At 70.2% G+C, this 12,288-nt stretch carries 12 protein-coding genes; 2 read left to right on the forward strand and 10 right to left on the reverse strand.

The genetic code is table 11. From position 1 onward, the window contains the following. Window positions 1–35 precede the first annotated feature (35 nt). The 4 genes from JOD64_RS32055 to JOD64_RS32070 all read right to left on the reverse strand — a co-directional run bounded on the left by JOD64_RS32055 (window position 36) and on the right by JOD64_RS32070 (window position 5,669). Window positions 36–620: a hypothetical protein gene (locus JOD64_RS32055; protein WP_204945695.1), complete on the reverse strand. Its 585-nt coding sequence runs from the start codon at window positions 618–620 to the stop codon at window positions 36–38. Window positions 621–1,899: 1,279 nt separating this feature from the next. Next, entirely contained in the window at window positions 1,900–2,529 is a 630-nt protein-coding gene (locus JOD64_RS32060) for a hypothetical protein (RefSeq protein ID WP_204945696.1), read from the reverse strand. A 13-nt stretch (window positions 2,530–2,542) separates the two neighbouring features. Beyond that, a complete protein-coding gene (locus JOD64_RS32065; protein ID WP_307813871.1) occupies window positions 2,543–4,327 on the reverse strand; it encodes a DUF4012 domain-containing protein in 1,785 nt (594 codons plus the stop codon). Window positions 4,328–4,424: 97 nt separating this feature from the next. Continuing rightward, on the reverse strand, window positions 4,425–5,669 hold the full coding sequence (locus tag JOD64_RS32070; RefSeq protein ID WP_204945698.1) for a glycosyltransferase family 4 protein: 1,245 nt from the start codon (window positions 5,667–5,669) through the stop codon (window positions 4,425–4,427). 168 nt (window positions 5,670–5,837) lie between these two features. Here JOD64_RS32070 and JOD64_RS32075 point away from each other — a divergent pair, with 168 nt between their 5' ends. Then, a complete protein-coding gene (locus JOD64_RS32075) occupies window positions 5,838–6,392 on the forward strand; it encodes an arsenate reductase/protein-tyrosine-phosphatase family protein (protein WP_204945699.1) in 555 nt (184 codons plus the stop codon). On the opposite strand, the gene JOD64_RS32080 is transcribed toward JOD64_RS32075, so the two are convergent. Beyond that, entirely contained in the window at window positions 6,373–7,836 is a 1,464-nt protein-coding gene (locus tag JOD64_RS32080; RefSeq protein ID WP_204945700.1) for a tyrosine-protein kinase domain-containing protein, read from the reverse strand. The two genes, JOD64_RS32075 and JOD64_RS32080, sit on opposite strands and share 20 nt — an antisense overlap. A gap of 322 nt (window positions 7,837–8,158) precedes the next feature. Here JOD64_RS32080 and nhaA point away from each other — a divergent pair, with 322 nt between their 5' ends. Then, window positions 8,159–9,550 (forward strand): Na+/H+ antiporter NhaA, encoded by a 1,392-nt coding sequence (gene nhaA / locus JOD64_RS32085; protein WP_204945702.1) that lies wholly within the window; start codon window positions 8,159–8,161, stop codon window positions 9,548–9,550. 27 nt (window positions 9,551–9,577) lie between these two features. Here nhaA and JOD64_RS32090 read toward each other — a convergent pair whose 3' ends face one another. The 5 genes from JOD64_RS32090 to egtD form a co-directional block, all read right to left on the reverse strand. Beyond that, the gene (locus tag JOD64_RS32090) at window positions 9,578–9,775 is read right to left on the reverse strand and encodes a hypothetical protein (protein ID WP_110568117.1); all 198 of its coding nucleotides are present in this window, start codon (window positions 9,773–9,775) and stop codon (window positions 9,578–9,580) included. Then, a complete protein-coding gene (locus JOD64_RS32095; protein ID WP_204945703.1) occupies window positions 9,772–10,104 on the reverse strand; it encodes a hypothetical protein in 333 nt (110 codons plus the stop codon). Before JOD64_RS32095 ends, JOD64_RS32090 begins: the two co-directional genes overlap by 4 nt. Continuing rightward, the gene (locus JOD64_RS32100) at window positions 10,101–10,463 is read right to left on the reverse strand and encodes a DUF1622 domain-containing protein (RefSeq protein ID WP_204945704.1); all 363 of its coding nucleotides are present in this window, start codon (window positions 10,461–10,463) and stop codon (window positions 10,101–10,103) included. The genes JOD64_RS32095 and JOD64_RS32100 overlap by 4 nt, the downstream gene beginning before the upstream one ends. A 39-nt stretch (window positions 10,464–10,502) precedes the next feature. Beyond that, window positions 10,503–11,090 (reverse strand): TMEM165/GDT1 family protein, encoded by a 588-nt coding sequence (locus JOD64_RS32105; RefSeq protein WP_204946362.1) that lies wholly within the window; start codon window positions 11,088–11,090, stop codon window positions 10,503–10,505. Window positions 11,091–11,305: 215 nt separating this feature from the next. After that, window positions 11,306–12,277, reverse strand: a complete 972-nt coding sequence (egtD, locus tag JOD64_RS32110; RefSeq protein WP_204945705.1) for an L-histidine N(alpha)-methyltransferase — start codon at window positions 12,275–12,277, stop codon at window positions 11,306–11,308. Between the last annotated feature and the right edge of the window lie 11 nt (window positions 12,278–12,288).

Raw genomic sequence — 12,288 nt, forward strand, 5'->3', positions numbered from 1 at the left:
CGGCCATCAGCAGTGTCGTTCGGGTGGTGCGGTGGTCAGCTGTTCCAGTGCTGGCCGACGAGGTCGGCGGCCTGCTGCTCCCACTGGGCGTAGGCGTCCGGGTAAGCGGAAACCTGCACGGTCTGCGCGGCCTGGGTCAGGGGCATGTCCTGCCACCCGTCGATCTGCCGCAGACCCTTGAGGAACGCGGTGGTGGAGTAGGCCGGGTCGGTGATCTGTTCCGGGGTGCCCCAACCCGAGCTGGGGCGCTGCTGGAACAGACCCAGCGAGTCGTGGTCGTTCATGTCGCCGAGGTGGCCCAGGTTCTCCAGCTTCGACTCCTGCAGGCTGGTGGCGATGGAGATCACCGCGGCGCGCTCCGGGAGACCGGCCTTCTTCGTGGCGGCGATGATCGCCTTCGCGTTGGCGGTCTGCTCGTCGTTGAGGGTGATGCGCGACTGATCGCCCTGGGTGCCGTGCGGGATCAGCTTGGCGGTGTCGGGCTTGTCGGCCTGCACGGCGACGGCGACGGGCTTGGCATCGACCGGGTTGGCGTGAGCGGCGATCGGACCGGCGAACACACCACCGGCGAACGCGAGACCAGCAACGGACAGCACACTCTTACGCATGATCGTGTTCATGGGGGTAGCTCCTTCGGGGGTAGGAACACCCGCACACCCATAAGGGGAAAGGCGTGCCGGGTGCGAGCACCTCGTCCGGCGCTGCAACAAACGCGGGGGAAAGTCTTCAAGGGGGTCGGCGCCTAGCTGATGGCGCCGGGATCGGCGACCTGCAAGCGGCGGGCTTGTGGCGCCGGGTCTGTGTGTAACGACCGGGGGTTCGGGGTCATTCCCGGGGGTGGGCCACGAGCCGGGGGCTTGTGGCGCCGGGTCTGTGTGTAACGACCCGAGGTCCGGGGTCATTCCGAGGGTTGCCCGCCCATCGGCACCCACTTGGAGGCGGCGGATGGGCGGTCGTTCGTGGGGACTGCAACGACCGCACGGGGGCCGGCATTCCAACCCCGCGGCCAGCACCCCAAACCACGGGGCCAGCCGGCGGTGCTGCGATCGTCAGGGTATGTAACGACCCCGACCCGGCCATGATTCCGGGCCAGAGATGCCACCGGTCACAGGCCAGAGAGCCCCAGACCGGACAAAGCGCCCACGTCCGCGACGGGCTCGGCCAGGCCCGACATCCCTAGACCGGACAGACCACCCAGTGTGCGACATACGTAGGCCTCGCATGGCCTGCCACCCGCATGATCCACTCCAGATCGCCGACATTGCGGTATCCGGGCCGGATAACACCCCAACTTCGGCGAAGTTGTGTCGATCATGATCACGACACCCCGGATGATGCAAGCAAATGCGGACATAACTCCCCGCCGGGCTTGAGTGCCCAACGCATTGCGGTATCCGCGGCACGGGAAACCGCAACATCGCCGACCTGGAGTCGATCACGCGCCGCAGTCGCTGGTCAGGGCCCTGCCAGACTTGGCTGCAGCTCTCTCCGGCCTGGACCGCCACATCGAGCACCTCGACGCCGTCCACGCCGGCCGGGTGGATCCATGCTCCCGTGCTGAGCCGACGTGTGAGTCAATCGGCTCGTTCTCACTCATTCAGCATCAGATCGGCCCGGATCTCCATAGCAAGGTGATCCGGCGCGACCTGGATGATCGGGCTTGTGGTCGGCGCCGGGAGGTCCCGCCGGGCGACGGGGGCGGAAGCCAGGACAAGATGGCGCGGAAGCCAGACAAGACGGCGGCGGAAGCCGGAAGGACGGGGCGGAAGCCAAGGCAAGGCAGCGCGGAAGCCAAGGCAAGGCGGCGCGGAAGCCAAGGCAGGACGGGCTGGCGCCCGTCGGAGTGTTCCGACGGGCGCCAGCTTCGTGTGCAATCCGGGCACTGCCCGGTGGTGTTGATCAGTGCGCAGCACCACCGAGGCGCTGGCGGCGACGCCAGGCCAGGGTCAGCAGCAGCATGACCGCTCCGGCGCCGACCAGGCCACCGCCGAGCTTCATGGGTGTACCGACGCTGTCACCGGTGACGGGCAGCGGCTGCTTCTTGTGCAGCACCCGCAGCTCCGTGCTGGCGGTACGGTCGGACTCCCGGCCGTGGGCGGTGAAGGTCAGCAGACCCGTCACCGACGGCTTGTAGCTCTTGGTGAAGCGGCCCTGGCCATCGGTGTACGCCGTGAAGTTCAGCGGCGCGCTTGCCTGGTAGGCCACCGGGGCCATCGCCACGGTGCTGCCGTCGCTACGGCGAGCCGGTGCCTGACCGCCCGCCGGAGCGGCCAGCGGGGTCACCGTCACCGAGATGTCAACGGTCTCGTTCGGACCGAAGTTGGTACCGGTCAGCACGACGGTCTCGCCGATGAAGATCGTCGGCCGGTTGACGGTGAGCGACGGGCCGGCCGGCGTGTACACCGGCGGCTGGGGCGGGTCAGTGGTGGCACTGGGCGCCGGCTGCGGCTGTGCCGCCCCCGCTGCCGTCGGCACGGCCACCACGGCCAGGCCGACCGTGAGCGCCATGATGATGCGGGATAGCCGCATGATTGGTTCCCTCCTACTGGTCACAGCTTGGTGCGGAATGAACTTGGGTGATCCAGGGGTTGGCGGTGGGGGTCAGCCACAGCTCGGCCTGCCCGACGCCGGTCTTGGCTGTCAGCACGGTGGCCTCCAGCACCTTCTCGGCGCCGGGGGCGACGTCGATGCTGGTGGTTGCCGCGTGACGGCGGCGTTCGGTGCCGCTGCCAAGTGCCGTCTCGACCCCGTCGAGCCGGGCCTCGACCACCGCGCCACCAGCCGGACTGAAGATCGACACCAAGGTGCGAGCGGTGTACGGGTCGCCAGCCAGACCGAGGCCGAGGACGGATTCGCTAAGTCCGGACTTCGGCGCCGTCGAGCGCAGGGTCACCCGCAGCCGGAGCTCGCGGCGACCGTCGGGTCGGCATTCGCCGACTGTCAGGTTCGCCGTCGGCCGCAGGTAGTAGCCGAGCTTCGCGCCGCTGCCGTCGTTGAGGAACACGCCGACAGTTGGCACGGTGTCCTGTTCCGGAAGCGTCCCGGCCATCCGGCTCTCGCCGAACGTCCGCTGTTCCTCAGGTCGGGCACTCCAGAACAATATGCGACGTTCGGTGATAGCACGGTCAAATGCGGACAACAACGCCCGTGGGTTGACATTCTTCTTGAAGAAGGCGTCGAACACCGAAGCCGCCGACGCCGCGAAGAAGTCGTCCTGCTGTTTGACGTTCAGCCGCTGGTAGCTGTCGTTGAGCAGGGTCTGCACGACCTTTTCGCTGGCAAGCGGGACACCACCGGGCACCAGCACCGGACCGGTCGCCTTGAGCAGGTAGGACAGCACCACCGGGTCGACGGCGAGCACGCCGTCGACGGTGGTGCCCGTGGAGCGGCGGAACATCTCGCGGTACAGCGCGGCAGCGGTCGGGAAGTGCGGGGACAGATTCACGTCGGCGGGATAGATGCCGGGTAGATCGGTCCAGAGTGCCCGGATCTCGCTGGGCAGCTTCAGCGCCGGGGTGAACCGGCCGAGCGAGGCACTGCTGCCCTGCTTGCCCATCTTCACCGCGCCGTTCTCCGCCTCCAACATCGCGTACGCGCCGAACATGCCTCCGGTGGCGCGCAGCTCGGCCAGGTTCTGCGAGACCAGCAGGTATCGCCGCGGTCCGTTCGCACCGAGCAGCGGCGGCAGCAGGCGGGCCCCCTGGTCGGCGGCCGCGGTCAGGCTGGCCAGTCGGTCGATCTCGGCGCGTAGGTCGGTCAACGCCTGCCGAATCTGGCTGACGAGACTGTCGGTCGGCACCGCCGCCAGGTCCTTACGCGTGCGCTGCACCGACTCCTCCACCTGGGCCAGCTCGGCGGAGACCGCGGTGAGCCGAGCGAGATTCACCCGGCCACCGACCGGCACCAGGCTGGTCAGATCCGTCCGAAGCAGAGTCGGGAACGCCTGCCGGGCCAGCTGGTCGATGGCAACGGCGATTCGGCGGACGGCGTCGAGATCGTCACCGGCGATCGGCGTATGCCGACCGAGCCGCCAACTTGGATCGGTGGTCGCCGCCCGGGCCGCGCCGGACTGCTCCTGCAGCGCGGCGAGCGTCCGCAGGGCGCGGTCGGTGTCCCCGCCGACCACCTGGGCGCTCAACTCCCGGGCCAGGCCGGCGGCGTTGAGCAGGTGAGCACGCGCCTGCCAGCCGCGGAAGCCGATCCACCCGCCGGTCGTCAGCAGCAGCGAGCCGACCACCAGGGCGCCGAGAAGGGCCCGTCGCAGTCGGGCCCGCCGACGACGCCGGGACCGGCTCCGTCGCCGGGTCGGCCGTTCGCTCTCCGTCACACCACACTCCCGTTCACGGAATCGGACAGAAGGTCGATTCCCTGACGTTCTTAGCATGTGTCAGGGAACTTCGTACCGTTATTGCGCTTTGCGTCCTTTAAGCGAGTTTCCCTCGCGGTTCGGCGGGCTCTGCGACTCGCCCCGCCGCCTCGTGCAGCAACCGCTCGATCCGGTCCACCCCAGCGGGCAGCGACATCTCCCGCAGGTACGCCGCCCGCCCCCGACGGCCCATCTCGGTGCGGGAAGGCGGAGGAATAGTGGCGGCCAACCAGAACCGGTCGGCCAGCGCTGCCCAGTCCTCCGGGGGGCAGGAAAGCCCTGCCCTGGCGCGTTCGACCAGCTCGGTCGTGTCCCCGCCGGCCGAAGCGACCACCGGTGCGGCACAGGAGAGCGCGGCCTGGAGTTTGCCGGGCACCATGCCCCGCAGCTCCGGAAGGTCGCGCAGCATGATCAGCTGATAGTCGGCGGCGGCGTACAGCTCGGGCATGTCGACCGGCGACCGCCGCTGCACGAAGCGGACGTTGTCCGCGCCCAACTCGGCGGCGAGCCCTCGGACCTGCCGCTCGGCCGCGCCCGAACCGACCAGGACCAGATCCATCGTCCGATCCAGCGCCGCCGCCGCTCGGACCGCGGTTTCCAGCCCCTGCCGTGGGCCGATGGTGCCGGCGTGCATCACCACGCACCGACCGTCCCGGCGGATCAACTGGCGGGCCGCCGCGCCGGGCGTCGCCGGGTAGAAGATCCGCTCGTCGGTCCAGTTCAGCACGAGCCGGACCCGGGACGGTTCGGCGCCGGCGGCGACAACCAGATCCCGCATCGACGGCGCGGCGACGGCGATCCGCGCGGCAGCCCGGTAGATCCGGGTCGTCGCGCTGCCCATCCGCGTCACCCAGCGACCCTCGGCCGGCTCGTCGGTGCCGTCACGGGTCCAGACATCCTGGACGTGCAGCACCGCGGGCACCTGCCCGAGCAGCCGGAGCACCCCGGCGGCGGCGAACGTCGTGGCCGGAAACTGGAAGACGTACAGCGCGTCCACGCCGCTGAAATACCGGCGCGCGGCCAGGGTCGCGCTACCAGCGAACGAGAGGTAGCTGGCCATCCGGGCCCCGGTGGACGTGGCGCCTCCGGGGTAGCGGGGCACTCGTCGGACGGTCAGCCGTTCGCTGTGCGTCTCGTGGTGCCAGCGCTGCCGCCAGCCGGGATAGACGTGCCCGCCGGGGTAGTCCGGAAACCCGGTGAGCACCCGAACCTCGTGCCCCCGCGCGGCCAGCTCCTCGGCAAGGCTGCCGGGGATGAACGCGGGCTCGGGCGGAAAGTGGTAGGACAGGATGCCGATCTTCACTGGTACGCCCCCGTCCACTGCGGATCGACATCCTTCGGCGCGGCACCCTGACCCAGGGGTGGACCGCCCGCGTACGATGCCGACAACCCCTCCCTGCGCGGCCGCCCGCACCGACGCACCGCCCTCGCGGTGCGGCCACCCGCGTCCACACCGATGAGAGGGGCACCGATGGCTGATCGCGTGTTGTTCGTCTGCCACGCCAACCTGTGCCGGTCACCGATGGCCGAGCATCTGGCCCGCCGGCTGCTGGCCGACCGGCCCGTCACGGTGGCCAGCGCCGGCACCGACGCGATGGACGGGCTCGGCATGCATCCGTACGCCATGGAGGTCGTGGCCGAGAGCGGCGCGGAGGCGGCGGCGTTCCGGACCCGAGGATTGCGGCCCGAATACCTCGCCGACGCGACGCTGGTGCTGACCGCGACGCGGCGCCAGCGCTCGGTCTGCACCGCGCTGGCACCGAGTGCACTGCACCGGACGTTCACTCTGCACCAGTTCGGCCGGCTGGCGGCGGCGGCGGAGCCGCCCGTCGACTCAGCCGACGACCCGTTGCGGGCGGCGGTCGCCGCGGCCGCCCAGGCCCGGGGACGGCTGCAACCCGCCGCCCCGGACGAGGACGACCTTCGGGACCCGATCGGCGGCACCGCCGCCGACTTCCGACGCTGCGCCGAGGAGATCGAACGTTCGCTGCGACCCCTCGCCGCGCTCATCGGGGCAGCCGGGTGAGTTCCTGGGTGTGGTCGGCGACGCCGTTGACCCCGGTGGTGGTTCCGCTGTGCCGGCCGGACGTCGACCGTTCGGTCGGCACCGACCCCGCGGCTATCGAGGTGACCACCCGGTAGGCCTCGTACTGGTACGCCTCGGCCTTTGCCACCTTGGCCATGTTCAGCACGCAGCCGAGGAGCCGGACCGAGACCGAGTGCAGGGAGCGGGCGGCCGCGGCCACCTGGCTGCGCGAGGTACGGCCCTGCTGGGTCACCAGCAGCGCACCGTCGGCCTGTACGGCCACGACCACGCCGTCGGTCACCGCGAGCAGCGGTGCGGTGTCGATGATCACGATGTCCGCCGACTCCCGCAGCGCCAGCAGCAGGTCCGACATCGCCTTGGAGCCGAGCAGCTCGCTCGGGTTCGGCGGGGCGGAACCGCTCGGTAGCACCAGCATCGACTTGTCGCCCCAGCGCTGCACGACGTCGCCGACCTGCACGTCCCCGACGAGCACGTCGGTGAGGCCGACACCGGCGTCCAGGCCCAGGTACTCGTCGACCTTCGGGCGGCGCAGGTCCGCGTCGACGAGCAGCACGCGCCAGCCCGCCTCGGCCAGCGCGATGGCCAGGTTGCAGGAGAGCGTGGTCTTGCCCTCGCCCTGCAGGGCGCTGGTCACGGCGATGACCCGGGCCGGCTCGTGGACATCCACGAAACGCAGGTTCGTCCGCAACTTTCGGACCGCCTCGGCGCGCGCCGAGTTCGCGGCGTCGCCGATGATCAGCGGTTTGGCGCGGGCGCCGGTCTCGAAGGGGATCTCGCCGAGGAGCGGACTGCCGGTGGCCCGTTGCAGGCCGGCGGAGTCACGCAGTCGAACGTCGGCGACGCCGCGCAGGACCGCCAGGCCGACGCCGAGCACCAGGCCGATCAAGCCACCGAGGGTGAGGTTGCGCGCCGGCTGCGGCGAGACCGGGCTGGCGCTGACCCGTGGGCCGCTGACCACCTCGATCTTGAGAGGGGCCTTACCCTCCGGGGTCGTCTCGACCTTCTCCACCAGCTCGACGAACTTCGCGGCGAGACTTTCCGTCACCCGCAACGCACGCGTCTGGTCAGTGTCATTGACCGATGCGCGCAGCAGGACCGTGCCGGTTTCGGTGGAGGTGGTGACCCGGTTGCGCACCTCGTCAGCGGTGAGGCCCACCGGCGTCTCGGCCACCACACTCTGCGCCAGCCGGTCGCTGGTGAGCAGGTCGGCGTACGACTTGACGCGCTGTTGAAGAAAGAGACCACCCTGGTAGGCGTCACTGACGCCCGAGTTGGGGGTGGTGACGAAGAAGGTCACCGAGGCGACGTACCGGGGTTTGGCCCGTACGGTCAGGAACGCCGAGACGCCCAGGAGCACCATGACCGTGACCAGCACGACCCACCAGTGCCGGCGCACATGGCGCAAGTGGCGGAGCAGTTCCATCAGGAGCGCCTCCGTATCGGTCCGGTTACGCCAAAAAACTTCACGAAAACCCCCAAGGTCGTCTGTCAACTCGTGAAACCATTAAAGCGGCTCATACGGCTTATGTCCGGAGTTAGGTGTTTTCTGTCTCCGACATATGCGCTCGCATAACCAACCGGACTAGCGGGCATTCGGCTGCGGCGATGCCCGGGAAAAGTCGGCGACCGCACATCCCCGCGGTCGCCGCCGCCGGTGGACCCGGATAGGGTCGGTGACGGTGTGCCGGGAAGTCTGGTCGGCGAGTGGATTCCTGCCGTCCTGATTCCCGAGGTGAGCACCGCAGATGACCTCCCCGTCGCCCGAGGGGCGACCGCAGGCTCGACTGTTCTCGCGATCGACCTGGCCCGAGGCCCGACACCTGGCCGACGTGTTGCGCACCGAGACAGTCGGTGGCGCGTTGCTGCTGCTCGGTGCCGTGTTCGCGCTGATCTGGGCCAACTCGCCCTGGTCCGACTCGTACACCCGGCTCGGCCACTGGGTGCCCTGGCCCGGCGGCGCCCCCTGGCACCTCGACCTGGACGTGGCCACCTGGGCGGCGGACGGCCTGCTGGCCATCTTCTTCTTCGTGGTGGGCCTGGAGCTCAAGCGGGAGTTCGTCGCCGGTGAACTCCGCGACCCGCGCAGGGCGGCGCTGCCCGTGGTGGCCGCCCTCGGCGGCATGCTGCTGCCGGCGCTGATCTACGTGGCGGTCGTCCTCGGTGCCGGCGGGGAAGGGTTGCGCGGCTGGGCCATTCCGACCGCCACCGACATCGCCTTCGCGCTCGCCGTGCTTGCCCTGGTCAGCTCCCACCTACCCCAGGGCCTACGCGCGTTCCTGCTCACCCTCGCCGTGGTCGACGACCTGTTCGCCATCACCATCATCGCGGTCTTCTACACCGCCGACTTCCATCCCGCCCCGCTGCTCGCGGCGCTGGCGCCGATCGGGCTCTTCGCGTTGCTGGTGCGGCGCGGCCGTACCCGGTGGTGGGCGCTGATCCCACTCGCGATCGCCGCCTGGGCGCTGGTGCACGCCTCGGGCGTGCACGCCACGGTGGCCGGCGTGCTGCTCGGCTTCACCGTCCCGGTGCTGGCCCGCCGCCAGGTGGGTGCCGGCCAGCCGACCGCCAGCGGTCACCAGGCGGTGGGTGGCGGCGAGCCGACAGCCGGCGGTACGAGGACGGACGAGGGCGGGCTCGCCGCACACCTGGAGCACCGTTGGCGGCCGGTGTCGGCCGGCATCGCGGTGCCGATCTTCGCCCTGTTCGCCGCCGGGGTCACCCTGCGCGGCGCCGACCTGGGCGCCCTGCTGACCGACCCGGTGGTGCTCGCCATCGTCGCCGGACTGGTGCTCGGCAAGAGCATCGGCATCTTCGGCTCGACGTACCTGCTGGCCCGGTTCACCCGCGGCGAACTCGACGAGGACATCACCTGGTCGGACCTGTGCGGGATCGCCCTGCTGGCCGGCGTCGGGTTCACCGTGTCGCTGCTCATCGGCGACCTGGCCTTCGGCACCGGCAGCACGGCCGACGACCGGGTCAAGGTGGCCGTGCTGCTCGGGTCGGTCATCTCCGCCGGGTTGGCCGCCACGGTGCTCGTCCGCCGCAACACCGCGTACCGCCAGGTGGCGGAGCGGGAACGGCTGGACGCCGACGGCGACGGCGTGCCCGACGTCTACCAACGGCCTTCCGACCGCTGAAGGCGGCGGCGCGGGCCGCAAGACGGCTCAGTGGCGGCGCTCGGCGGGCGGCAGGTCTTCGGTCTCCTCGACCAACGCCTCGGCCGCCGGTGCGGTGAGGTCGTCGCCCGGGACCGCCACCGCCTCGGCACGGTCCTGCTCGTCGGGCTTTCCGCGGGGCGGCGGTTCGGGAGCGGTGGGGTCACCGGAAAAGCCGTACTCGTTCGGTTCGTCGTGCCGGCTCATGTGGTCATCCTCCCGCTTTCCCCGGTTTCGCCTCTTAGCGCCAACGGTAGGTGCTGATCGTCCACGGCGCAGCGCGCCGGGGATTGTCGCCCGGACCACGGCGGCCGGGTGTTCAATGCCGCCCCGAGCAGTTGGCGTAGGGCGATGATCGCCGCCGCGCCGGCCAGGCCGTTCCAGCTCGGCTCGCCGACGAGCCGGAGCAGCCCGGCGGCGGTCAGCAGGTCCAGCAGCACCCGAACGGCGGCCCGCAGCGCCACGGTGGTGAGCGCGATGACCACACCGACGACCAGGGCCAGCGCGGTGACCACCGTGGTCAGGGTGCCGGTCACGTCCCGCGCTCCCGCTCGGCCACCTGCCGCTGCTCCTGGCCGATCTCCCGGCCCAGGAAGTAGTTCAGCGCCGTCCGGATCGTGGCGATCGCCGCGAGTTGGCCGATCTGATTGAACGACGGGGACACCGCCGTCCGCAGCACATCGGCCGCCAACTGGAATTCGAGGCCGAGAGTCAGGAACCGGCCCAACGAGAGCCGGATCGGGGTGAAGACCGCGGCGGTGCGGTGTCGTAGCCCTTCGACCACGAACCGCACCGCCGCCCAGACCGCGCCGACGAAGATCACCAGAGCGCCGGCCACCTCCACCACGGCAACCAGCACCTGGTCGCCGTGTCGCAACAGCTCGGCCGGCTCCACCCCGGGCCGTTACCCGCCCTCAGGGCAGCTAGTCGGCACTCAGGTCAGCTCGTTCACCGCCTCGAGGATCAGCCAGAGACCGGAGATGGCGAACAGGATCGCGGCGCCGTACTTGATGGCCTTCTCCGGCAGCCGGCGACCCAGCATCCGGCCGACCAGGATGGCCAGCGCGTCCGCCGCCACCATGCCGATGGTCGAACCGAGCCAGGTGCCGAACCAGCCGTACTTGGTGGCGAGCGTGATCGTGGCGAGCATCGTCTTGTCGCCCAACTCGGCCAGGAAGAACGCCACCGACACCGCCACGATGGCGGTCTTGCTGGTCTTCTCCGCCTTGCGTCTCTCCTCCTCGGTGAGCTTGTCCCCGCGCAGGGTCCACGCACCGAAACCGAGGAACGCCACGCCGGCCACCAGGGAGATCCAGTCGGTGGGCAGCACCGCACCGAGACCCACACCGATGGCGACCGACGCCAGGTGCACCACCGCCGTGGCGACGGTGATGCCGATCAGCACCGGGATCGGCTTGAACCGCGTGGCGAAGGTCAACGCCATCAACTGGGACTTGTCCCCCAGCTCGGCAACGAAAATGACGCCGAAGCTGACGACCAGCGCGACGAAAAATCCCTCCATGACATCCTTCCCGCTCATGCCGGGAGGAGGTACAGGGGCGCCCTCGACCCGGCTGCAACAGCCTGAGTCGAAGGTCTCGCCCGCCCCGGAAACCGGGGCCGCGTGGCCGGATGCGGAACGCACCAGTATGTCGACCACGACATTGGGGGCTACTCCCCTTCGCGCGACCAGCCTATCCGATCACCACCGACCCGGTCCGGCCTGGGTGGGCACCCTCACCGTGCCCGCGCCAGCGTGACCCCGAAGAGCCCGTCCACGTCGGTCCAGAACTCCGTCGTGACGAAGCCGGCCGTGGTCAGCTCCGCGGCGATCCCTTCCGGGTGGAACTTCGCCGAGACCTCGGTGCGGAGCTCCTCCCCCGCGGCGAAGTCGACGGTCACGCCCAGCATCCGCACCCGCACACGCATCGGGCGGGTCGCCCGTAACCGCATCTCGATCCACTCCTGGGTCGGATCCCAGCGAGCGACGTGCTCGAACGCCCCCGGGTCGAAGTCGGCGCCCAACTCCCGGTTGATCACGTACAGCACGTTGCGGTTGAACTCGGCGGTGATCCCGGCGGCGTCGTCGTACGCCGGCACGATCACCGACGGGTCCTTCACCAGGTCGGTGCCGAGCAACAGCCAGTCGCCAACCTCCAGCGCGGCGCGCATCGCCGCCAGGAACTCGGCCCGCTCAGCGGGCAGCAGGTTGCCGATGGTGCCACCGAGGAACACCACCAGCCGACGGCCGCCGGTGGGCAGCCGGTCCAGTTGCCTGGTGAAGTCACCCACGATGCCCCGCACCCGCAAACCCGGATAGTCGGCGGCGATCTGGGCGGTGGACCCCCGCAGCGCGCTCACCGACACGTCGAGCGGGACGAACGTGCCCAGCCCGCCCCGACGGGCGAACGCGTCCAGCAGCAGCCGAGTCTTGTCCGACGAACCGGAGCCCAACTCGATCAAGGTCTTGGCCCCGGTCAGCGCCGCGATGTCGGGGGCGTGCTCGGCCAGCACAGCCCGCTCTGCCCGAGTCGGGTAGTACTCGGGCAGCCGGGTGATCTCCTCGAACAGCTCGCTGCCCCGGGCGTCGTAGAACCACTTCGGGGGCAGCCACTTCTGCCCGGCGCTCAGACCGGCCCGGACATCGTCGCGCAGGCCGCGCTCCAGGTCACGCTCTTCGAGATAGATCTCCAGCGGTTCCGCGGTCATCGGTTCGCCTC

It is taken from the genome of Micromonospora luteifusca (genome assembly GCF_016907275.1).
Lineage (GTDB): Bacteria > Actinomycetota > Actinomycetes > Mycobacteriales > Micromonosporaceae > Micromonospora > Micromonospora luteifusca.